Origin of the sequence: Antribacter gilvus (assembly GCF_003946865.1) — a bacterium.
In the GTDB taxonomy this organism is placed as follows: Bacteria; Actinomycetota; Actinomycetes; order Actinomycetales; family Cellulomonadaceae; genus Antribacter; species Antribacter gilvus.
On sequence record NZ_QXTH01000007.1, the window covers coordinates 197,829 to 218,704 of the forward strand.

Below are 20,876 nucleotides of genomic sequence, written 5' to 3' on the forward strand. Positions count from 1 at the left end.
GGGTGCTCAGGCGGCCTCGACCACAGCGGTGGCGCCCTCGATCTGGACCACTCGCACCGTAGAGCCCTCAGGCAGGACCGGCGACCCGTCGGCCGCGCGAGCCGACCACACCTCGCCCATCAGCTTGATGAGGCCCGACGAGGCCGTGACGTCCTGGACGACGGACCCCGTGCGGCCCACGTGCGCGGACGTGTTGGTCTCCGTGTGCGGCGGGTGCACCTTGCGCACCAGGACGGGACGCAGCGTCAGCAGCAGGACCACGGAGGTGACCGCGAAGATGACGATCTGCACCCACAGCGGGGCGCCCGCCGCGTTGGCGGCGGCGCCCGCGAGCGCGCCGCCCGCGAACATGATGAAGACGAAGTCGAGAGACAGGATCTCGATCAGGGCGAGCAAGAGTGCCGCGCCGACCCACCACAACCACTCCATCGTGCTCCCTCCGAGGTGGCCCACGTCTTGGGCCTCACCTGCGCCTTTGCAGGAACTTTACCAAGGTTCCGGTCGCTGCGGGAGGTCTGGGTGGCGTGTCTTCCGGCCAGTCCGCGCCGGGCGCGTCAGCGTGCCGCGCGGGCCAGCCAGCGACCGCCGCCGTGCGCCACGACGAGCGGGACACCGAAGGCGGCGGAGAGGTTGTCGGCCGTCAGGGTCTCCTCGAGCGGGCCGGCGGCCTGGATGGTGCCGTGGCCCAGCAGGAGCAGGTGCGTGAAGCCGGGCGGGATCTCCTCGACGTGGTGCGTGACGAGGACCAGCGCGGGCGAGGAGGGGTCGGCGGCGAGCTCCGACAGGGCACCCACGAGCTCCTCGCGGCCGCCCAGGTCGAGGCCGGCGGCCGGCTCGTCCAGGAGGAGCAGCTCGGGGTCCGTCATCAGCGCGCGGGCGATCTGGACGCGCTTGCGCTCGCCCTCGCTCAGCGTGCCGTAGGTGCGGTCCACGAGGTGGTCCACGTCGAACGCCGCGAGCAGGTCCTTGGCGCGCTGCTCGTCCAGCTCCTCGTACTCCTCCTGCCAGCGGCCGGTCACGCCGTAGGCGGCGGTGAGCACCACGTCGCGCACGCTCTCGTGACCCGGGATGCGCTCCGCGAGCGCCGCGCTGGCGAACCCGATGCGCGGACGGAGCTCGAACACGTCGACCCTGCCGAGGGTCTCTCCCAGGAGGTTCGCGGTGCCCGTGGTGGGATGCATGCGCGCGGAGACGATCTGCAGCAGCGTCGTCTTGCCGGCCCCGTTGGGGCCCAGCACGATCCAGCGCTCCCCCTCGTTCACCTGCCAGTCCACAGCGTCGAGGATGGTCGTGGTGCCACGTCGGACGGTGACGCCCGAAAGGTCGAGAACCGAGCTCATGGACCCCGACACTACCCGAGCCGGGGCCAGGTCCTCGCGCCGTCGTACGGCTTATTACAGTGGCGTCGTGGACATCGATGCGACCCGCGACGACGGGCTCCCCCGTAGTGTCGTCCTCGCCCTGTGGCTGCAGGGCGTGGGCGACACGTCCGCCGCCGTGAAGTCGGTCCAGGGCGACGACGAGCCGCACGAGGTGGTCGGCCTGCCGGGGTTCCCGGACGGCACGGACCTCGACACCCTCGTGACGACCTGGACCCTCGGCCCGCGCACCGTCTGCGCGCTCCTGCCCGCCCCGGGCGACGCCGCGGGCGTGCCCGCTGTCGCCAACCTCGCGGCCACGGACGCCGGCGAGTGCGTGGTGATCACCACACCCGCGGGGAGCTGGGCGGCGGTGCCGGCAGTCACCGCCTTCGGCAGCCACCTGGAGCGTGGGCACCTGGTCCGCTGGGACCTGATCGCGGTGCCGGAGTGGTCCACCCTCCTGCTCGGCGCGATCGGCTCGCTCTCGGACGCCGAACGCGACCTCCGCACGAGCCTCGTCCGCGCCACCGACGCCCTCGACTCCCTCGACGTGGCGCGCTGGCGGGACGACGCCGCGGACGCCATCGAGCGCCTGCGCCAGACCCACACGGGCACCTGGCCCGTGCCGCAGCTGGACGGGCGGCGGGCCCGGGTGCTGGAGCTGGCCGCCCGGCTCCGGGCCATCGTGGCGCTGGGCGCGGTGGACGACGGCGGCGCCGTCAACCTCTGGCAGGCCGACCAGCGGTCCACCGCTCTGCGTGAGGTGGACCGGACGGCGCGCCACGCGATGTCGGCGGCAACCCTGGGTGAGATCCCCTGACCCGGCTGTTCCCACGCCGGACGCGCCGCGCGTGATCGGTAGTTCGTCGCATGATCGGCAGCTCGAACTGCCGATCATGCGACGAACTACCGATCATGCGAGCGGAAGCCGCGGTCAGGTCGCCAGGACCGCCTCGTAGACCGCCATGGTCCGCTCCGCGATCGCCGCCCACGCGAAGTTCTCCTCCGCCCGACGACGGCCCGCCGCCCCCATCCGCGCCGCGCCCTCCGGGTCGCTCACGACCCGCAGCATCGCGTCGGCGAGGTCGGCCACGTAGCGGTCGGGGTCGAGGGGCGTGCCCGTCCCGTCGGTGGCCTGGTCGATCGGCACGAGCACACCGGTCTCGCCGTCGGCCACCACCTCGGGGATGCCGCCCGTCGCGGTCCCGACCACCGGCAGGCCCACGGCCATGGCCTCCAGGTTGACGATGCCGAGCGGCTCGTACACCGACGGGCACACGAACGCGGTGCCCGCGGCGAGCACGGCGATGAGGTCGGGCCGCGGCAGCATCTCCTCGATCCAGACGATCCCCGCGTCGCCCGACGACGTCGCTGCCCCCCGGCGTGCGTCGCGCAGCTCTCCCACGAGCGCCTTGACCTCCGCCAGGATCTCCGGGGTGTCCGGAGCGCCGGCGCACAGCACGAGCTGCACCTCGGGCGGCAGCGCCGCCGCCGCCCGCAGCAGGTAGGGCAGCCCCTTCTGCCGGGTGATCCGCCCGACGAAGACGATCGACGGCCGCTCCGGGTCGATGCCGTGGTGCCGCACCACCTGCTCGGCGTGCGCGGCCTCCGCCGCGGCCTCGTCGGCGGGCAGGGGCGCTCCCTCCGCGTCGACGCCCGGGCGGCGCCAGCCGGACAGGTCGATCCCGTTGTGCACCACGTGCACGCGGTCGGGGTCGAGCTCCGGGTAGACGCGCAAGATGTCGGCCCGCATGCCCGCCGACACCGCGATCACGCCCGCAGCGCCCGCGTACGCGGTGCGCTCGGCCCACGACGACAGCGCGTACCCGCCGCCGAGCTGCTCGGCCTTCCACGGCCGCAGCGGCTCGAGCGAGTGCGCCGTCACGACGTGCGGCACGCCGTGCAGGAGCCCGCCGAGGTGTCCCGCCAGGTTGGCGTACCAGGTGTGGGAGTGGAGCAGGTCGGCCCCGGCGACGCCGTCGGCCATCGCGAGGTCCACGCCGAAGGTGCCGAGGGCCGCGTTGGCGCCCGACAGGCCGGCGAGGGCGGGGTACCCGGTGACCACGACGTCGTCGGGCAGCCCGGGGGCGGCCGGGTCGCGGGGCCCGTCGAAGCAGTGGACCCGCACCTCGGCGTGCCGGGCGAGCACGGCGGAGAGCTCGGCGGCGTGGACGCCCGCCCCTCCGTAGACGTGGGGCGGGTACTCCCGCGTGAGGAGATCGACGCGCAGACGGTTCACGCTCACAACCTAGCGCCACCCTCCGCCGACGCGCCCGGCGCGAGCGCTGTCGAAGACACGCCGCAGGCTCTAGGGTCAGTGCCATGGTCTCGGCACCACGCGTACTCGCCATCGTCCTCGCCGGAGGTGAGGGCAAGCGGCTCATGCCCCTCACCGCCGCCCGCGCCAAGCCGGCCGTCCCGTTCGGCGGCATCTACCGCCTCGTGGACTTCGCTCTCTCGAACGTCGTCAACTCGCACTATCTGCGCGTCATCGTGCTGACGCAGTACAAGTCCCACTCCCTCGACCGGCACATCTCCAAGACGTGGCGCATGTCGCCGCTGCTCGGAAACTTCGTGTCCAGCGTTCCCGCGCAGCAGCGCGTCGGCAAGCACTGGTACCTCGGCAGCGCCGACGCGATCTACCAGTGCCTCAACATCCTCGAGGACGAGCGGCCCGACATCGTGGTCGTGGTCGGTGCGGACCACGTCTACCGCATGGACTTCTCCCAGATGGTGGACGCCCACATCGAGTCCGGTGCCCGCGCGACGGTCGCCGCGATCCGCCAGCCGATCGCCGAGGCCGACCAGTTCGGCGTCATCGACGTGGACCCGCAGGACCCCACGAAGATCCGGGAGTTCCTCGAGAAGCCCTCGAACCCGATCGGACTGGCGGACGCCCCGGACCAGGTGCTGGCCTCGATGGGCAACTATGTCTTCGACGCGGACGCCCTCGTCGAGGCCGTCACCAAGGACGCCGCGGACCCGGGCTCGCGGCACGACATGGGCGGCGACATCATCCCCGCGTTCGTCGCCGAGGGCACCGCCGGCGTCTACGACTTCATCCGGAACGACGTGCCGGGCTCCACCGACCGCGACCGCGACTACTGGCGCGACGTCGGCACCCTCGACTCGTACTACGCGGCGAACACGGACCTGATCGCCGTCCAGCCGGTGTTCAACCTCTACAACTACGAGTGGCCCCTCTTCACGGGGTACACGGGCCTGCCGCCGGCCAAGTTCGTGCACGCCGGCCCGGGCCGGATGGGGCACGCGGCGGAGTCGATCGTCTCCCCCGGCGTGCTGATCTCCGGGGCCACCGCGGTGGGCTCGGTCCTGTCGCCGGGCGTGTACCTGCACTCCTGGTCGTCGGTGACCAACTCGGTCCTGATGGACGACGTCCAGGTCCACCGGTATGCCCAGGTGCACAGCGCGATCATCGACAAGAACGTCGTGGTCCACGAGCGGGCCCGGATCGGCGTCGACCACGACGAGGACCGCGCCCGCGGCTTCACGGTCACCGAGTCCGGCCTCACGGTGGTGCCGAAGGGCTCCGTCGTGCACTGAGGTGCCCAGCGTGCGGGCGGGCGGCGACCACGGTGCGAGCACCCGGGTCGCCGCCCGCCCGTCGTCCGGCACACTGGTCGGCGTGAGCCGACTGATCGTGACCGATGTTGACTCGACGTTCATCCGCCAGGAGGTCGTCGAGCTCCTCGCCGACCACGCGGGCACCCGCGACCTGGTGCAGGAGGTAACGGAGCGGGCCATGCGCGGCGAGATCGACTTCGCCGACTCGCTGGCCGAGCGGGTGGCGACCCTCAAGGACGTGCCCGTCTCGGCGCTCGCCCACGTGCTGGCCGCCGTCGAGCTGACCCCGGGTGCCCGCGAGCTCGTCGCCGCCGTGCGGGCGCGTGGCTGGACGTTCGGCCTGGTGTCGGGCGGCTTCGGCGAGATCGTCGCACCGCTCGCCGACTCCCTCGGCATCGGGCTGTGGCGCGCGAACCGCCTCGAGGTGATCGACGGGCGGCTCACCGGTCGCACGGAGGGCCCGATCGTGGACCGCGCCGTCAAGGAGACGACGCTGCGCGAGTGGGCCGCCAAGCTGGGGATCCCGATGTCGCGCACCGTCGCGGTCGGCGACGGCGCGAACGACCTCGACATGATCCGCGCGGCCGGTGTGGGCGTGGCGTTCAACGCGAAGCCCGTGGTGCGCGAGCAGGCCCCGTACAGCCTGGAGGACCGGCTGGACGGGGTGCTGGAGCTGCTCGACCGCCTGGACGGCTGACCTCAGCTCGGGCGCGTCACCTTGGTCAGCGTCGCCGTCGACCGGTTCCACCCGGTCCACGGCGTCTCCGCCGGGGACTCGAGCACCGAGTACGTGCCCGTCGGCACGCCGACGCGCACCTGGGCGAGCGCCGCGTCGTCGGACCCCGGCCCGGCGAGGAACGAGGCCGTCGCCGCCATGGTGGGCTCGTGGCCCACCACGAGCACCGTCCGGACGGAGTCGTCGAGCTCGTGCAGGAGCGCCAGGACGTCGCGCACGTTCGCCTGGTAGAGCTCCTCGGAGAACGTCACGGCGACGTCCCGGCCGTTGCCGCGCGGCCCGTGGCCGAGAGCGCCCGACGCGAGGTCCCACGTCTGCCGGGTGCGCAGCGCGGTGGACACGATCACCAGGTCGGGCAGGAGCCCGCCCTCGGACAGCGCCTCACCCAGCCGGGCTGACTGCTCCCGGCCACGCAGCGCGAGCGGCCGCAGAGCGTCGTCCGCGGCCGACACCGGCTCCGCCTTGGCATGGCGCAGGAGGACGAGCCGACGCACGGGCTCTACCCTCCCGTCCGGGCCTGTCGCAGCCTCACCCGACGTGGGCGAGGCTCCTGAACCCCAGCTGACCACGGTCTCCTCCGTCCCGTTCCCATCGTTTTCCTGCGCGGTGGTGGTGTCGTGAGTGATGTCCGTGCTCCGTCGTGCCGTGCCGCAGCCAGGGTGCCGCTGCTGTTGGTCCTGCTGGTCCGTGCCCGGGCGGGCGGGACCGGTGTGCCGGGGGCTACTGGCCCATGGCGTGCACGCCGCCGTCGACGTGGACGATCTCTCCGGTGGTCGCGGGGAACCAGTCGGACAGGAGGGCGACGACGCCGCGAGCCGCCGGCTCCGCCGTGCTCTGGTCCCAGCCGAGGGGCGCCCGTTTGGGCCACGCGTCCTCCATCGTCGCGAAGCCCGGGATGGACTTGGCGGCGGTGGTACGGATGGGCCCGGCGGAGATCAGGTTGCACCGGATGTTGTCGGGGCCGAGGTCGCGCGCGAGGTACCGGTTGGCGGCCTCGAGGCCGGCCTTGGCCACGCCCATCCAGTCGTAGACCGGCCAGGCGAACTGCGCGTCGAACGTGAGGCCCACCACGGAGCCGCCGTTCGTCATGAGCGGCTTGGCCGCCACGGCGAGCGACTTGTACGAGTAGGTGGAGACGTGGATCGCCGTGGCGACGTCCTCCCACTCGCCCGTGAGGAAGTTGCCCCCCATGACGGACTGCGGCGCGAACCCGATGGAGTGCACCACGCCGTCGAGGTGGTCGACGTGCTCGCGCACCCGGTCCGCGAGGGACGCGAGGTCCTCCTCGGAGGTGGCGTCGAGCTCGAGGACCGGCGCCTCGACGGGGAGGCGCCTGGCGATGAGCTGCGTGATCTTCATCTGGCGGCCGAAGGAGGTGAGGACCACCTCGGCCCCCTCTTCCTGGGCCAGCCGGGCCACGTGGAATGCGATGGAGCTGTCCGTGAGGACGCCCGTGACGAGCAGCTTCTTGCCTTCGAGGAGACCCATGTTGTCCTTCCAGTCGGGCGCAGGCGCGCCTGGCGCTCGCACCGTGCTGGGTGCGAGCGTAGTAGGGATTGTGGCGCCCGGGGAAACTCCCCGACGCATCGTTTGTAGATTGTGTCCGTTTTTACCCGATCCTGAAGGGTCGGTCAGTGGCCCATCCCGAGACCGCCGTCGATGTGCACGACGGTGCCGGTGATATAGCCCGCGATGTCCGACCCGAGGAACGCGACGAGGGCCGCGACCTCCTCCGGCGTCGCGAAGCGCCCGGCCGGGATCGAGGCCAGGTAGCCCTTCGCGGTGGTCTCGGGGAGCGCCGCCGTCATGTCAGTCTCGACGAAGCCGGGCGCCACGACGTTCGCGGTGATCCCGCGCCCGCCGAGCTCGCGGGAGATGGACCTCGCCATGCCGACGAGGGCGGCCTTCGACGCGGCGTAGTTGACCTGGCCGGGCCCGCCCATCTGGCCGATCACCGAGCCCACCAGGACGATGCGGCCGCGCCGCAGGCGGATCATGCCCTTCGACGCGCGACGGACGCAGCGGAAGGTGCCCGTCAGGTTGACGTCGATGACCGTCTCGAAGTCCTCGTCCGACATGCGCATGAGGAGCTGGTCCCGCGTGACGCCCGCGTTGGCCACGAGCACCTCGACCGGGCCGAGGTCGGCCTCGATCTGGGAGAAGGCTGCGTCCACGGCGGCCGTGTCCGTGACGTCCGCCACGTAGCCGGTGACGCCCTCGGGCAGGTCGCCGCCGCGGTACAGGGTGGCGACCCGGTCACCGTCGGCGACAAATCGCTCGGCGATGGCGCGACCGATGCCGCGCGCGGCACCGGTGACGACGACGACACGGCCGGGGTTGTCAGGGGTGTTCGACACCGGTGGACTCCTGGAGGCAAAGGGGCGGACGATAACGCTGCGACGCTACCCCGCCTGCCGGAGCAGCGGCGCGCGTGGCGAGCCACAGCGGCAGCCCGGGACTTGTCGGTTTCCTACAACGTCGTCACAGCCGCCGAGGCTGTCGGACCGGCCCCGCGAGCACGCCCGCGCCGCCCGTAGACTGGGGAGATGAGCACCTCCCGCGCGTCCTGGAGCGGTGGCCGCAAGGCCAGCCGCCCCGCCGACGAGGTCCACTCGATCAGCACCGTCCAGGAGGCCCCGGCCGACGAGCAGTCACGCCGCACGCGCATCTACTTCATCCAGATGGTCATCCGCGTGGTCTGCTTCGTCGCCGCCGTCGCGGTCGAGGGCTGGCTCCGCTGGGTGCTCGTCGCCGCCGCGGTGGTGCTTCCCTACACGGCGGTCATCTTCGCCAACGCGGGCTCCGACCGGCGCGACTTCGACGCGGACCTCGTGACCGAGCGCGCGCCCGCTGCGCTCCCCGCCACGGTGTCCGCCCAGGTGGACGACGACGAGGTGGTCGCCTCGGGCAAGACCGTCGCCGAGGACGGCACCCCCCTTCCCGGACGCGTGATCGAGCACCAGGACGACGCGGCGGACGACGCCGGCACCGACGCCGCCACCCCGCAGGCGGGCGAGCGCTGATGGACGTCCTGGGCCTGGCCGACCCCGTCGGCGACGACCTGGTCTGCAGCGCGAAGGGCTGCCGCGAGACCGCGACCTGGGGCCTGCTGTGGAACAACCCCAAGCTGCACACCCCCGAGCGGCGCAAGGTCTGGCTGGCGTGCGACGCGCACCGCGAGCACCTGGAGCAGTTCCTCTCCGCGCGCGGGTTCTGGAAGCGGACCGTGCCCGTCGACGAGCTGGAGCGCCGCCCGGAGGCCACCGCGTGACCGAGGTTCGGCCGGTGGCGCCCGACGGCGGTCCGCGGCCCGACGTCGAGGCCGACGAACCGCGGACCGTACGGCAGTGGCTGGTGCTCGGCGTCGCCGCCGTGCTGCTGGCCGCCCTGTGCCTGCTGGCCGGCCGCTGGCAGTGGGACCGGTACGAGGCGCGCGAGGCGCAGATCAACATCATCGACGCGAACTGGTCTGCGGACCCCGTCCCCGTCGAGGACCTGCTGCCCGCGCCGGGCACCACGCTGCCGGGCGACGAGGTCTGGCAGCCCGTCACGCTCGAGGGCCGCTACGTGCCGGAGTCGACGGTGCTGCTGCGCAACCGGCCGGTCGGCGGGACGCCCGGCTACCACGTGCTCGTGCCGTTCGACACGGGCGAGATCGTGATGGTGGTGGACCGCGGGTTCGTGCCGATGGGCGCCGACGGGAGCCAGGTCCCCGACCTCCCCGAGCCGCCCTCCGGAGATGTCCGGGTGACCGTCAGCCTCCGGGCCGACGAGCCGCCGTCGTCCCGCGGGGTGGCCGCCGGACAGGTGCAGGCGATCTCCACGGAGCAGGTGCTCGCCGCGGCGCCGACGGGCGCTGGCTGGGCAGAGGGCCGCACCGTGGGGGCGTACGGCGCCCTGCGGTCCGAGGACCCGGCGCCCGCGCGGTCGCTCGTGGCGCTGCCGAAGCCGGACACGAACCCGGGGTCTCACCTGTCCTATGCGTTCCAGTGGTGCGTGTTCGCGATCGGCGCGGTCTCCGGCTACGTCCTGCTGTGGCGGCGGGAGCGGCAGGCCGCACGCGGCCACAGCGTCAGCGCGGGCGACCTGCTCGCCGCCGCGCCGGACGTGGACGAGGCCACGGGCGGACCGAGGTCACGGGCTCGGCGGGACGAGGCGCCCGCTCCCCTGCCTGGTCCGCTGCCTGGTCCGCTGCCGACCGGCCGCCGGTCGCGGCGCAACCCGCAGGACGACGAGGAGGACGCGCTCATCGAGGCGCAGCTGCGGGACTGACGCTCTGCGGGGTCCGGCGCTCAGAGCGTCGGTGCGTCCATCGCGTTGCAGTCCTGCATGGTCCCGCCGTTGTAGCCGATCGAGAACCAGCGCACCCGCTGCTCCGACGTGCCGTGCGTGAACCCCTCGGGGTGCACCTCGCCTGTCGTGGCCTCCTGGATGCGGTCGTCGCCCACGGCGGCCGCGGCGGAGAGGGCGTCGCGGAGCTGTGCATCGGTGATGGGCTCGAGGAACGGCACGCCGGTGTCCGGGTCGGGCCGCGTGGAGGCATCGGCGACCCACATGCCCGCTAGGCAGTCGGCCATGAGCTCGATCCGCACCGAGTCCGACTCCGGCCCTGTGCCGGTCCGGTCGGCGGAGTCCATGACGCCGACGAGCTGCTCGATGTGGTGCCCGAACTCGTGCGCGATCACGTACTCCTCGGCGAGCGGCCCGCCGGTGGAGCCGAAGCGGTCGCGCAGGTCGTCGAAGAAGGCGACGTCCATGTAGACCGTCTGGTCCGGCGGACAGTAGAACGGCCCGGTCGCGCTCGTGGCGCCGCCACAGGCCGTGTTCACGGAGCCCTGGAAGCTGACGACGCCCGGGATCTGGTACTGGACGCCCGCCTGCTGCGGCAGCACTTCTTCCCAGAACGCGTCCAGGGACTGCGCGGTACCCGACAGCCGGCACTCACGGTCGGTGTTGGCCTGCTGGGCGGTGCAGTCCTCGACGAACTGCTCCTGACCCTCTCCGACCGACGTGTCCGAGGCACCCGTGTTCCCGAGGATCTGCTCCAGGTCGAGGTTGCCGCCGCCCAGGAACACGACCACCAGCGTGATGAGCAGCGCCCCTATGCCGCCGCCGGCGACCGCCACCCCGCGGCCGCCCCCGCCGCGGCGGACACGGCCGCCCTCGAACTGCCCGCCCTCGTTGAACGTCACAGCGGACACGGTACCCGCGCGTGAGACGCGTCGCGCGCGGGTCCGACGCCCAGGTGTGGCGAAAATCCCAGGTCGGGATACGGCGTCGGGCAACTAGGATGGGGGCGCCCGGCCCGTGTGTGCTCCCGGGGCCGAACCCCACCGAAGGAAACTGTGTGATCACTGCCCATGCCGTCGAGCTACGTGTCGGCGCGCGCGTCCTGCTGAGCGAGGCGACGTTCCGCGTCGCCTCTGGCGACCGGATCGGCCTGGTGGGGCGCAACGGTGCCGGGAAGACCACGCTCACCAAGACCCTCGCGGGCGACACCCTGCCCACGGGCGGGCAGATCGTGCGCACGGGCGACATCGGCTACCTGCCGCAGGACCCGCGCACGGGCGACCTCGAGACCATGGCGATGGACCGTGTGCTGTCCGCGCGCGGGCTCGACCACGTGGTGAGGCAGATGCGCCTGGCCGAGGGCGAGATGGCGTCGGCGGACCCGGACACCATGTCCGAGGCGCTCGAGCGCTACCCCAAGCTGGAGGCGCGCTTCATGGCCGCCGGCGGGTACGCGGCCGAGAGCGAGGCGCACCGCATCACGTCCAACCTGGGTCTCGACGACCGGGTGCTGGCTCAGCCCCTGGGCACGCTGTCGGGCGGTCAGCGCCGCCGCATCGAGCTGGCGCGGATCCTGTTCTCAGGCGTCGAGACGCTGCTCCTCGACGAGCCGACGAACCACCTCGACGCCGACTCGATCCTCTGGCTGCGCGACTACCTGAAGAACTACAACGGCGGCTTCATCGTGATCTCCCACGACGTCGACCTGCTGCGCGCCACCGTGAACAAGGTGTTCCACCTGGACGCCAACCGCGGCGAGCTGGACCAGTACAACCTGGGCTGGGACTCGTACATGGAGCAGCGGGAGACGGACGAGCGCCGCCGCCGCCGCGAGCGCGCCAACGCCGAGAAGAAGGCCGGCACGCTGGTGGCGCAGGCCGAGAAGATGCGCGCGAAGGCCACCAAGGCCACCGCCGCCCAGAACATGATGAAGCGCGCCGAGCGCATGCTGTCCGGGCTGGAGGGCGAGCGCGTCAAGGACCGCGTGGCGAAGCTGCGGTTCCCGACGCCCGCGCCGTGCGGCCGCACCCCGCTCACCGCGAGCGGACTGTCGAAGGCGTACGGGTCGCAGGAAGTCTTCGCCGGGGTGGACCTGGCGATCGACCGCGGCTCGCGCGTGGTCATCCTCGGGCTCAACGGCGCCGGCAAGACGACGCTGCTGCGGATCCTCGCGGGCGTCGAGAAGGCCGACACGGGCGAGGTGCACCCCGGGCACGGGCTCAAGCTGGGCTACTACGCCCAGGAGCACGACACGCTCGACATGGACGCCTCGGTGGTGGAGAACCTGCGGCACGCCGCGCCCGACCTGACGGACACGCAGGTGCGGTCGGTCCTGGGCTCGTTCCTCTTCAGCGGGGACGACGCCGAGAAGCCCACGAACGTGCTCTCCGGTGGCGAGAAGACGCGGCTCGCGCTGGCGACGATCGTGGTCTCGGGTGCCAACGTGCTGCTCCTCGACGAGCCGACGAACAACCTGGACCCGGCGTCGCGCGCCGAGATCCTGGGCGCGCTCAAGACGTACGAGGGCGCGGTGGTCATGGTGACCCACGACGACGGCGCCGTCGACGCGCTCGAGCCGGAGCGCGTGCTCCTGCTGCCGGACGGCGACGAGGACCTCTGGAACGAGAGCTACGCGGAGCTGGTAGCGCTCGCCTGACCCGGCCACGCCGTGGGTACACGTATGGTCGCCTCTCACGCCCGGGAGGCGACCATACGTGTACCCACAGCGGATCGGCAGGTGCGCGGATGACAGGTCAGAGGGCGAGCCGGTGCGCCCGGGCGCCCGCGGCCTTCGCCGCTCGCGCGGCGAGCTGGCCCACACCGAGGGTCGCCCGCGCCCCGGTGGCCGGGTCCTGCACGGCGACCAGCCCGTCGGCGGCCTCCCGCGGGCCGACGACGGCGAGCAGCGCGTCCCGCCGTCCCCGCGCGAGCCGGACCCTGTTCCCCAGGGAGCCGTCGTGCTCCGCACGGACCCGCAGGCCCGCGTCCCGCAGCTGCTGCCGCGCGGAATCGACGGCGGCGCCGACCGCCCCGGCAACCACGGGATCGCCGTCGGACACCGGGAGCAGGCACACCTGGACCGGGGCCAGCCAGAAGGGGAGGCGACCGTCATGCTGCTCCAGGAGGAAGGCGACCATGCGCTCCATGGCGCCCACGGTGCCGCGGTGGATCATCACCGGGCGCTGCCTGCTCCCGTCCGGGGCGGTGTAGGCCAGGTCGAACCGCTCAGGCTGGGTGAAGTCCAGCTGGACGGTGGCGAGGGTCTCCTCGTGGCCCCGGGGGTCCCGGACCTGGACGTCGAGCTTGGGGCCGTAGAACGCGGCCTCCCCCGCGACGGGCCGCCACGCGACCCCGGCCGGATCCGCCACCTCGCGCAGCACGGCGGCAAGCTGCTCTTCCGCCGCGGCCCACTGCTCCGGTGCGCCGAGCCAGCGGTCCGAGCCGTCGCGGCCGGAGAGACGCACGTAGTCCGCCTCGATCCCGAGGACCTCGAGGACCCGCAGGACCGAACGGAGGGCGCGGCCCACCTCGTCGGCCACCTGGTCGGGGCGCGCGAACACGTGGGTGTCGTCGAGGCTGATCTGACGCACGCGGCTCAAGCCGGAGAGCACGCCCGACCTCTCCGCGCGGAACATCGCGCCCAGCTCGTTGAACCGCAGGGGCAGGTCCCGGTGGCTGCGGGGCTCCGACGCGTACACCTGGGCGTGGTGCGGGCAGTTGGCCGGGCGCAGGACGAGGGGGTCGTCAGCAGGGGCCGCGTCGGGGCCCTCGGCGCCCGGGAGGGTCTCCCCGAGCGGCGGGAACATGTCGTCCGCGAACTTGGCCCAGTGGCCGGAGCGCTCGTAGAGCGACCGCTTGCCGAGGACGGGGGTGTAGACGGGCTCGCAGCCGTCCGCGTCCGCGACCTCGCGGGCCAACTGCTCGAGCTCGCGCCGGACGGCGGCGCCGGCCGGGAGCCAGAGCGGCAGCCCCGGGCCGACGAGCGCGCTGGTCGCGAAGATCCGCATGTCCCGGCCGAGGTCGCGGTGGTCAGGGTGGTTCATGGTTGCTCCTCCGAAAGAGGGAGCCGCCCGTGGGCACGACGAAGGCCCCGGAGCGAGCTCCGGGGCCTGTGCTGTGGCAGCGATCAGCGGGCGCCGGAGGGTTCCGGCGTCGTCGTGACGAATGCGCTGATCATGTGACCAAGCCTACCCGGTCAGCGGCTCGCCGCGGGCGCCTGCACCGACTGCCAGTGCCACGGCTCCGGGACCCGGCCGCCCGGCTCGGCCCAGGACGGGTGCTCCCAGCCGTGCGCCGCGGAGTTCGCCTTCAGCCACTGGTACTGCGGGGTTCCGAACGTCTGGACGCCCCCGCCGAAGTCGGCCGCCACACCGAGGCCGTGCGTCGAGCAGCCGGGCGGCGCGGCGATCGGGGACGACGGCTCGTAGACCCCGAGCTGGTCGTCGTACGTGCGGTAGGCGGAGTTGATCGTCAGGTGCACGCCGAAGGCCTGCTGGTAGGCCGTGTCCAACGCGACCAGGGTGGGCAGCAGGTCCGCCCGGAGGGCGTAGCCCGGGGCCCACGGGATCTCGGCCAACTCGGCGGGGTCGAGGTGGCCGCTCCGCGGGGACCACTCCTGGTCCGGCGCGGGGCAGGTGATGGCGTCCTGCGCGTCGTACAGCGACTCGCTCGCCACCACGACACCGTCCCGCTGCGCGGCGAGGTCGGCCTCGACCTGCTCCAGCGCGGCGACGTCCGTCCCGGCGAGCGCCTGGGTGGCCTCGGCCTCCGTGGCGACGGCGGCGTCCAGCGCGGTACGCAGCCCGGCGCGCGCCTCGTCGGCGCCCATCCCGTCGGTCGCCGCGAGGACAGCCTCGGCGTCCGGCACGACGGCGGCCAGCCCCGCGCGCACCGTCTCGACCTCGGCCCTGGCCAGGTCGACCATCGACGCGCGCACCGTGGCCGACGTCGTCAGCAGGCTCTCCCGGCGCTCGGCGGTGCCGCCGAGGACGAGCCCGACGGGGAACCGCTCGGCCAGGACGCGGTCCGCCTCGCCGACCTCCCGGGACAGGGCATCGCGGGTGGCGGGATCGGCCACCTTGCCGTCGGACTCCTGCAGCAACGCCTCGACCTCGACCGTGGTCTCGGCGAGCGCCTCACGCTCGGACAGGACGTACCAGGTGGCCCCGCCGCCACCCCCCAGCACCATGAGCAGGACGCTGACCAGGGCCGCGACTCGCAGGGTCCGCCGACGGCGGAGCTTCGCCTCGCGCCGGTCCTTCGCCGTCGTCCCGGACGGGGGGCCGGTCTCGGGGAGCGTGCTCGTCGAGGTCACGTCGGAGAAATCTACGGCAGCGGCACCTCCGGGAAGAAACGGCAGAGGCTTGACGGGCACCCGGTAGGCGCTTTCCGCGCGCCCCCGGCCAGGGCTACCCTGCGAGGGCCCGACCGAGGAGAGTGCCCGCATGTCGTCACCGGCAGCCCCCGCCGACCGCCACCACTTCGACTACTCGCCCTGGGACTTCTGGCAGCGCGCGGACGCCGCCGAGCAGGAACGGCAGCGGGCGCTGCAGCGCTCCGTCCAGACCTCCGGCGCCCAAGTCCGGTTCGGCGAGAGCTGCTTCGTCTCCGGCCTCGCCGCCGTGCAGAACGACGTGCTGGAGCTCGGTGACCGGACCTATCTCGCGGCCCACGTCTACACCTCGGGTGAGCTCCGCGCCGGCCGGGACTGCTCGGTCAACGCGTTCGCCGTGGTGCGGGGCCGGGTCACGCTCGGGGACGCCGTGCGCGTGGGCGCCCACACGTCGATCCTCGGCTTCAACCACAGCATGGAGCCCGACGTCGAGGTCTTCCGTCAGCCCCTGACGAGCCGCGGCATCGCCGTCGGCGACGACGTGTGGATCGGCTCGCACGTGGTGGTGCTCGACGGCGTCACCGTGGGCGACAAGGCGGTCCTCGCCGCCGGGGCGGTCGTCACGAAGGACGTCCCAGCCGGTGCGATCGTCGCGGGGAACCCCGCGAAGGTGCTCAAGTGGCGGGTCCCCTCGCTCGCGCGGGCAGCGGGCCCGACGGCGGCCACGCCCGCCGCAACGGCGCCCGCCCCCGCCACACCGGCGCCCGCGCCCCCACCCGACGATCTCGGCGAGCGCCTCCTCACCTTCCTCCACCGCGCCCGCGAACAAGCAGGCGACGTCCTCGAGCGGAGCTTCGACCGCGACCTGGGTCTGTTCACCGACCGCCCGGGCCGTCCGGTCACCGTCCGCGCGCAATGCGACGCCGTCGAGGTCGCCCGCTACCTCACGGGCGCCGCGCCCGTCCAGCTTCCGGCGGCCGAGCAGGTCGGGCGGCTGCGGTCCTGGCAGGACCGGGAGACGGGCCTCGTCGCGCCGATCGACGCCGGCGGGAGCCAGCGCCGCCTGTACGACGACGTCGCGGGGCCACCCTCCGCCGTCGACCGCGTGCTGTGGCCGGAGTCCGCCTATCACGTGCTGTGCGTGGGGTACGCGCTCGACCTGCTGGGCAGCTCCTTCCCCGTGCCTGTGCGGGTGGTCGAGGAGGCGGACGCCGCGACCGTCGTCGGGCTGCTCGAGTCGCTGCCGTGGGACACCGAGGCGTGGACTGCCGGCCACTACGTCGATCTGCTGGGCACCGCGATCACCTGGAACCTGCGGCAGGGGCGCCGGGGCCGGCCCGGCGCCACCGAGGCCCTGCTCGGCTGGCTCGGTGCGCACCACGACCCGGCGACGGGACTGTGGGGCCGGCCGAGCCCGTCCGACGGATGGCTGCAGCCGGTGAACGGCTTCTACCGCCTCACCCGCGGCACGTACGCCCAGCTCGGCCTGCCGCTGCCGTACCCGGAGCGCACGATCGACACGGTGCTGGCGCACGCCGCCGACGCCCGGTACTTCGCGCCGGACCGGCAGAACGCGTGCAACGTCCTCGACGTCGCGCACCCGCTGTGGCTGAGCGGGCGGCAGACCGGTCACCGCCGCGAGGAGGTGGTGCGGCTCGCGCGCCGCCTCCTGTCCGACGTCCTCGGCCGCTGGGTCGACGGCCGAGGTCTCGGCTTCCGGGCCCCGCACCCGTCGTCGGCCACCGTGGCGGACGCGGAGCCGGGCCTGCAGGGCACGGAGATGTGGCTCGCGATCGTGTGGCTGCTGGCCGACCTGGCGGGCCTGTCCGACCTCGTCGGCTTCCGCCCGGCGGGCGTCCACTCCCCCGACGTCGCGGCGACGCTCCAGGCCGACCCCGCCGGCCGGTGACGACCGGCCCCCACCTCGGGGGCCCTATGCCAGCCGCGCGGTCAGCACCAGGTCGCGCCCGACGTCGAGCCGGACGTCCGCCACGCGCACCCCGGCAGGGAGGTGCTCGGCGAGGTCGATCCGCTGGTTCGACACCGCTTCCACCCGGCTGCGGACCACCGTCAGGAGGGCGGCGACGAGCGGGTTGCCGCTGCTGAGCGACACGTCGCCGATCACGAGCACGAGATCCTCGTCCACCGCTGCCGACGCCGTGGCGGTGACGCCGGCCGCGAGGAACATCCCCTTCTTCACGGCAGCCTTGGCGCGGAGGCGGACGGCCCGGGGACCCTCCGACACGACGTCGAGGTCCAGGTCGGTCAACGTGATGCCCTGCTGTGCGAGCACCACCGTCAGCACGCCGCGCGCCGTGGCGACCAGGCCGTCCTTCGGCACGGCGAGCCGCGCGTGCCCGGTGACCGGGGTGTCCGACGTCGGCTCGACCGCCTCGACCCCGACGTTCCCGTCGGCTCCCTCGACCCAGGCGAACGGCAGGCCGTCCAGCTCCACGCCGAGGTCGACGGGCAGGTCGACGACGGTCACCGGGTGCGCGTCGAGCCGCAGCCGCCCGACCCGGCCGGTCTCCCGGGACACGACCTGGGGCGTCCAGTCGTCGTCGTCCGGGGGGCCGCCGCCCTCGGGCACGCCCGTGAGCGGGACCGTCACCCCGGAGAGGTCGACGTCCAGCGTCGCCACGTCCGGCCCGGTGCCGACCATGGTCGCGTCGATCCGCACGCGGTCGAGGCCGATCACCTCGGGGCCCACCTGGGCACGGAGCACGCCGAGCAGCCGCTCGGTGAGTTCTGCACCCGAGGCCGGACGGGGTGCCGGCCCGAGGGACAGGTACTCCGGGGTCGCGGGCGGGTCGGCGGGGTACGGGTTCGTCGTCTGCACGAGGCAACCGTACGCGGGGACGCCGACCGAGACGTCAGATCCGCCCGCGGGCCGGCGTGCGCTCGAGAGGGTCGCCGCCGTCGGGCATCACCATCTCGGCACGGACCCCGAGCAGGCGCACCTCCCGGCCGGGCTCCATGGTTGCCGCGAGGGTGAGGACCGCCGAGGTCAGGTCGTCGAGCGACCGCGTCGGGGCGGCCAGCTTCTTGGACCGGTTCTGCGTGAAGAACGGGGCGTAGCGCACCTTGAGCCCCACCCGGAAGACCGGCCGGTCCTCCGCCTCGACGTCGGCGAGCACCTGCGCCACCAGGTCCCGCAACGCGGCCTCCACCTCCTGCGGGGTCGTGAGGTTCCGCTGGTAGGTGGTCTCCCGGCTGTGCCCGCGCGCCACCCAGGGCGTGTCGTCGACCACGGCGGAGCCCCGGCCGTGCCCCAGGTCGCCGTACCAGGCGCCCATGCGCGGGCCGAACTCGGCGACCAGCACGTCGAGGTCGGCCGCCGCGAGCTCGGCGACCGTGCGGATGCCGTGCGCGGCAAGCCGCTTGGACACCTTGGCGCCGACGCCCCACAGGTCGATCGTCGGCCGCTCCCCCATCACCTCGAACCAGCTCTCGGCGGTGAGGCGGTAGACGCCGGCGGGCTTGCCGAACCCGGTGGCGATCTTCGCGCGGATCTTGTTGTCGCCGATGCCGACCGAGCAGTGCAGCGCGGTGGCGCCGAGGACCGCCTGCTGCACCCGATGGGCAACAGGCTCGGGCTCCTCGGCGTCGACCCCCACGAACGCCTCGTCCCAGCCGAGCACCTCGACCACCAGTCCGAGGCCACGGAGCGTGTCCATCACGTGCGCGGACGCCGCGAGGTACTCCTCGCGGTCGACGGGCAGGATGATCGCGTCCGGGACCTTGCGTGCGGCGATCCGCAGCGGCATGCCCGAGCCGACGCCGAACGCCCGCGCCTCGTAGGACGCGGTGGAGACCACGGCCCGCTCGGTCGGGTCGCCGCGCCCGCCCACGATCACCGGCTTGCCGGCGAGCTCCGGGCGCCGCAGGATCTCGACCGCCACGAGGAACTGGTCGAGGTCGACGTGCAGCACCCATCGGGAGGCGCGCGGGCCCATGGGACGAGTCTGGAGCCGTGGCGCACCCGCCGCTACCCGCGGTCGCCGTCGGCGGCCCTGAGCCCGCCGACGGCGACCGCGTGCCGGTCAGGCCAGCTGGTCGACGGGAGCGGCGTCCTCAGGAGCCGCCTGGGCGGAGCGCCCGAGGAAGGCCGCGGCGGCAGCCGCGCCCAGCAGCGCCACCACGGCCGAGCCCAGGAACGCCGCGGAGTAGCCGTCGGTCAGGGCGGCGGGGTCACCGATCCGGTCTGCGCCGTTGGCGGCCGCGACCGCCGTCATCACGGCCAGCCCGAGCGCGGAGCCGACCTGGTAGCTGGTGTTGACGATGCCCGAGGCCAGGCCGCCCTCCTCCGGCCGAGCAGCCGCGATGGCGGTGCCGAGCGTGGGGATGAAGGCCAGCGACATCCCGAGGGAGGCCACCAGGGAGGCCGGCAGGACGTCGACGACGAACGAGCCGGCCGGGTCGACGAACGAGAGCCAGAACATGCCTGCCGCCAGCAGGAGAAGACCGGCGACGGTGACCTTCTTGGGCCCGAAGGTCCCGATCACGCGCGGGGCCACGACGACCATGCCGAGCATGATCAGCGCGGTCATCGGCAGGAGCGCCGCACCGGACGGGAAGGCGGAGTAGCCGAGCACCTGCTGCAGGTAGAGGTTGAGGAAGAACCACATGGGGATCCACGCCGCGCCGAGGAGGATCTGGGCGAGGTTCGCCGCCGCCAGGTCGGGGGCCCGGAAGATCCCCAGCCGGACGAGCGGGTAGCGCCCCTTGGCCTGCGTCGCGACGAAGGTCGCCAGCAGGACGACGGCGATGCCCAGGACCAGCCACGTGCTCCCCGCCCCCCAGCCCACCTCGGGTGCCTTGACCACGGCGTAGACGGCTGCCGCGAGCCCGCCGGTGACCGTCACCGCACCGACGAGGTCGATGCGCGCCCGCCGGGCCGGCCCGCCGGAGGGCATGACCCGGGGCACGAGCGTCAGGATCACCAGCGCGATCGGGACGTTGATGAAGAACACCCAGGGCCAGCTGACGTACTCGGTGATGATCCCGCCGAGGAAGACTCCGGCGGTGCCGCCTGCGGGTGCTGCCGCGCCGTAGAGGGCGAGCGCCTTGGTGAGCTGCTTCGGGTCGGCGCCGAAGAGCATGAACAGGAGAGCCAGGGCCGACGGCGCGATCAGTGCGGACCCCGCCCCCTGCAGCGCCCGTCCGGCCAGCTCGGCGCCCGGCCCCGAGGCCAGGCCCGCGAGCAGCGAGCCCGCTGCCAGGACGACCCATCCGGCGCTGAACACCCGGCGGGCGCCGAGGACGTCGGAGAGCTTGCCGCCCAGGAGGAGGAGCCCGCCGAACGCGACGACGTAGGCGTTGAAGACCCACGAGAGGTCCTCGGGCGAGAACCCGAGGTCGGCCTGCATCTCGGGGAGTGCCACCCCGATGATCGACGTGTCCATGATGACCATGAACTGGGCGGCCGCGATGACCGCCAGACCGAGCCGGCGCCGCGAGGCTACCGGCGGTTCCTGCTGAGACATCTGCCTCATCTCCTTCTCTGTCGTGCCCGTACCACGTGGACAGTCGGATACCCATCTGGGGTATCTGACCAGCGCGAACCTACCAC

At 73.3% G+C, this 20,876-nt stretch carries 20 protein-coding genes; 8 read left to right on the forward strand and 12 right to left on the reverse strand.

The features are described 5' to 3' along the window. Positions 1–6 precede the first annotated feature (6 nt). Positions 7–453, reverse strand: a complete 447-nt coding sequence (locus tag D1350_RS13730) for an NfeD family protein (protein WP_338068173.1) — start codon at positions 451–453, stop codon at positions 7–9. A gap of 101 nt (positions 454–554) precedes the next feature. Beyond that, a complete protein-coding gene (locus D1350_RS13735) occupies positions 555–1,340 on the reverse strand; it encodes an ABC transporter ATP-binding protein (protein ID WP_125776582.1) in 786 nt (261 codons plus the stop codon). 67 nt (positions 1,341–1,407) lie between these two features. Here D1350_RS13735 and D1350_RS13740 point away from each other — a divergent pair, with 67 nt between their 5' ends. After that, the gene (locus D1350_RS13740) at positions 1,408–2,181 is read left to right on the forward strand and encodes a hypothetical protein (protein WP_338068174.1); all 774 of its coding nucleotides are present in this window, start codon (positions 1,408–1,410) and stop codon (positions 2,179–2,181) included. A gap of 114 nt (positions 2,182–2,295) precedes the next feature. Here the strand turns inward: D1350_RS13740 and glgA are convergent, their stop codons facing one another. Continuing rightward, positions 2,296–3,591 carry a glycogen synthase gene (glgA, locus tag D1350_RS13745; RefSeq protein WP_125776695.1) on the reverse strand — a complete coding sequence of 432 codons (1,296 nt, stop codon included), beginning with the start codon at positions 3,589–3,591 and terminating at the stop codon, positions 2,296–2,298. A 92-nt stretch (positions 3,592–3,683) separates the two neighbouring features. Between glgA and glgC the strand changes: the two genes are divergently transcribed. Together glgC and serB are read left to right on the forward strand one after the other, a co-directional pair. Next, positions 3,684–4,925 (forward strand): glucose-1-phosphate adenylyltransferase, encoded by a 1,242-nt coding sequence (glgC, locus tag D1350_RS13750; RefSeq protein ID WP_125776583.1) that lies wholly within the window; start codon positions 3,684–3,686, stop codon positions 4,923–4,925. A gap of 82 nt (positions 4,926–5,007) precedes the next feature. Continuing rightward, positions 5,008–5,643 carry a phosphoserine phosphatase SerB gene (gene serB / locus D1350_RS13755; protein ID WP_240644095.1) on the forward strand — a complete coding sequence of 212 codons (636 nt, stop codon included), beginning with the start codon at positions 5,008–5,010 and terminating at the stop codon, positions 5,641–5,643. A 2-nt stretch (positions 5,644–5,645) separates the two neighbouring features. Here serB and D1350_RS13760 read toward each other — a convergent pair whose 3' ends face one another. The 3 genes from D1350_RS13760 to D1350_RS13770 form a co-directional block, all read right to left on the reverse strand. Then, positions 5,646–6,176: a SixA phosphatase family protein gene (locus tag D1350_RS13760; protein WP_125776584.1), complete on the reverse strand. Its 531-nt coding sequence runs from the start codon at positions 6,174–6,176 to the stop codon at positions 5,646–5,648. 226 nt (positions 6,177–6,402) lie between these two features. Beyond that, entirely contained in the window at positions 6,403–7,170 is a 768-nt protein-coding gene (fabI, locus tag D1350_RS13765) for an enoyl-ACP reductase FabI (RefSeq protein ID WP_125776585.1), read from the reverse strand. 143 nt (positions 7,171–7,313) lie between these two features. Then, positions 7,314–8,039, reverse strand: a complete 726-nt coding sequence (locus tag D1350_RS13770; RefSeq protein WP_125776586.1) for a beta-ketoacyl-ACP reductase — start codon at positions 8,037–8,039, stop codon at positions 7,314–7,316. Positions 8,040–8,228: 189 nt separating this feature from the next. Between D1350_RS13770 and D1350_RS13775 the strand changes: the two genes are divergently transcribed. The 3 genes from D1350_RS13775 to D1350_RS13785 are packed head-to-tail and all read left to right on the forward strand — an operon-like array spanning position 8,229 to position 9,954. Continuing rightward, positions 8,229–8,705 carry a DUF3099 domain-containing protein gene (locus D1350_RS13775; RefSeq protein WP_125776587.1) on the forward strand — a complete coding sequence of 159 codons (477 nt, stop codon included), beginning with the start codon at positions 8,229–8,231 and terminating at the stop codon, positions 8,703–8,705. Next, positions 8,705–8,953 carry a hypothetical protein gene (locus D1350_RS13780; RefSeq protein WP_125776588.1) on the forward strand — a complete coding sequence of 83 codons (249 nt, stop codon included), beginning with the start codon at positions 8,705–8,707 and terminating at the stop codon, positions 8,951–8,953. Before D1350_RS13775 ends, D1350_RS13780 begins: the two co-directional genes overlap by 1 nt. Then, entirely contained in the window at positions 8,950–9,954 is a 1,005-nt protein-coding gene (locus D1350_RS13785) for an SURF1 family cytochrome oxidase biogenesis protein (protein WP_240644096.1), read from the forward strand. Before D1350_RS13780 ends, D1350_RS13785 begins: the two co-directional genes overlap by 4 nt. Positions 9,955–9,974: 20 nt before the next feature. On the opposite strand, the gene ypfJ is transcribed toward D1350_RS13785, so the two are convergent. Further along, positions 9,975–10,874 (reverse strand): KPN_02809 family neutral zinc metallopeptidase, encoded by a 900-nt coding sequence (ypfJ, locus tag D1350_RS13790; protein ID WP_125776589.1) that lies wholly within the window; start codon positions 10,872–10,874, stop codon positions 9,975–9,977. A 155-nt stretch (positions 10,875–11,029) separates the two neighbouring features. Here ypfJ and abc-f point away from each other — a divergent pair, with 155 nt between their 5' ends. Continuing rightward, positions 11,030–12,628, forward strand: a complete 1,599-nt coding sequence (abc-f, locus tag D1350_RS13795) for a ribosomal protection-like ABC-F family protein (RefSeq protein WP_125776590.1) — start codon at positions 11,030–11,032, stop codon at positions 12,626–12,628. A 97-nt stretch (positions 12,629–12,725) separates the two neighbouring features. On the opposite strand, the gene D1350_RS13800 is transcribed toward abc-f, so the two are convergent. Together D1350_RS13800 and D1350_RS13805 are read right to left on the reverse strand one after the other, a co-directional pair. Continuing rightward, on the reverse strand, positions 12,726–14,015 hold the full coding sequence (locus tag D1350_RS13800) for a threonine--tRNA ligase (protein ID WP_125776591.1): 1,290 nt from the start codon (positions 14,013–14,015) through the stop codon (positions 12,726–12,728). Positions 14,016–14,167: 152 nt separating this feature from the next. Continuing rightward, positions 14,168–15,286 carry a M15 family metallopeptidase gene (locus tag D1350_RS13805; RefSeq protein ID WP_164545171.1) on the reverse strand — a complete coding sequence of 373 codons (1,119 nt, stop codon included), beginning with the start codon at positions 15,284–15,286 and terminating at the stop codon, positions 14,168–14,170. Positions 15,287–15,416: 130 nt separating this feature from the next. On the opposite strand from D1350_RS13805, the gene D1350_RS13810 reads away from it, so the two are divergent. Then, a complete protein-coding gene (locus tag D1350_RS13810; RefSeq protein WP_125776593.1) occupies positions 15,417–17,213 on the forward strand; it encodes an acyltransferase in 1,797 nt (598 codons plus the stop codon). Between the two features lie 24 nt (positions 17,214–17,237). On the opposite strand, the gene D1350_RS13815 is transcribed toward D1350_RS13810, so the two are convergent. From D1350_RS13815 to D1350_RS13825, 3 genes are all read right to left on the reverse strand, one after another. Then, positions 17,238–18,143, reverse strand: coding sequence for a hypothetical protein (locus D1350_RS13815; protein WP_125776594.1), 906 nt, complete (start codon positions 18,141–18,143; stop codon positions 17,238–17,240). Positions 18,144–18,177: 34 nt separating this feature from the next. Then, positions 18,178–19,260, reverse strand: a complete 1,083-nt coding sequence (locus tag D1350_RS13820) for a DNA polymerase IV (protein WP_206074535.1) — start codon at positions 19,258–19,260, stop codon at positions 18,178–18,180. A gap of 87 nt (positions 19,261–19,347) precedes the next feature. Next, positions 19,348–20,790 (reverse strand): MFS transporter, encoded by a 1,443-nt coding sequence (locus D1350_RS13825; RefSeq protein ID WP_125776595.1) that lies wholly within the window; start codon positions 20,788–20,790, stop codon positions 19,348–19,350. Positions 20,791–20,876: the final 86 nt, after the last annotated feature.

Coding starts and splice junctions, on each gene's coding strand:
- D1350_RS13820 (WP_206074535.1), bottom strand. CDS start 19,260: ATGGGCCCGCGCGCCTCCCGATGGGTGCTGCACGTCGACCTCGACCAG.
- fabI (WP_125776585.1), bottom strand. CDS start 7,170: ATGGGTCTCCTCGAAGGCAAGAAGCTGCTCGTCACGGGCGTCCTCACG.
- D1350_RS13735 (WP_125776582.1), bottom strand. CDS start 1,340: ATGAGCTCGGTTCTCGACCTTTCGGGCGTCACCGTCCGACGTGGCACC.
- D1350_RS13775 (WP_125776587.1), top strand. CDS start 8,229: ATGAGCACCTCCCGCGCGTCCTGGAGCGGTGGCCGCAAGGCCAGCCGC.
- glgC (WP_125776583.1), top strand. CDS start 3,684: ATGGTCTCGGCACCACGCGTACTCGCCATCGTCCTCGCCGGAGGTGAG.
- D1350_RS13825 (WP_125776595.1), bottom strand. CDS start 20,790: ATGTCTCAGCAGGAACCGCCGGTAGCCTCGCGGCGCCGGCTCGGTCTG.
- D1350_RS13780 (WP_125776588.1), top strand. CDS start 8,705: ATGGACGTCCTGGGCCTGGCCGACCCCGTCGGCGACGACCTGGTCTGC.
- D1350_RS13810 (WP_125776593.1), top strand. CDS start 15,417: ATGTCGTCACCGGCAGCCCCCGCCGACCGCCACCACTTCGACTACTCG.
- D1350_RS13800 (WP_125776591.1), bottom strand. CDS start 14,015: ATGAACCACCCTGACCACCGCGACCTCGGCCGGGACATGCGGATCTTC.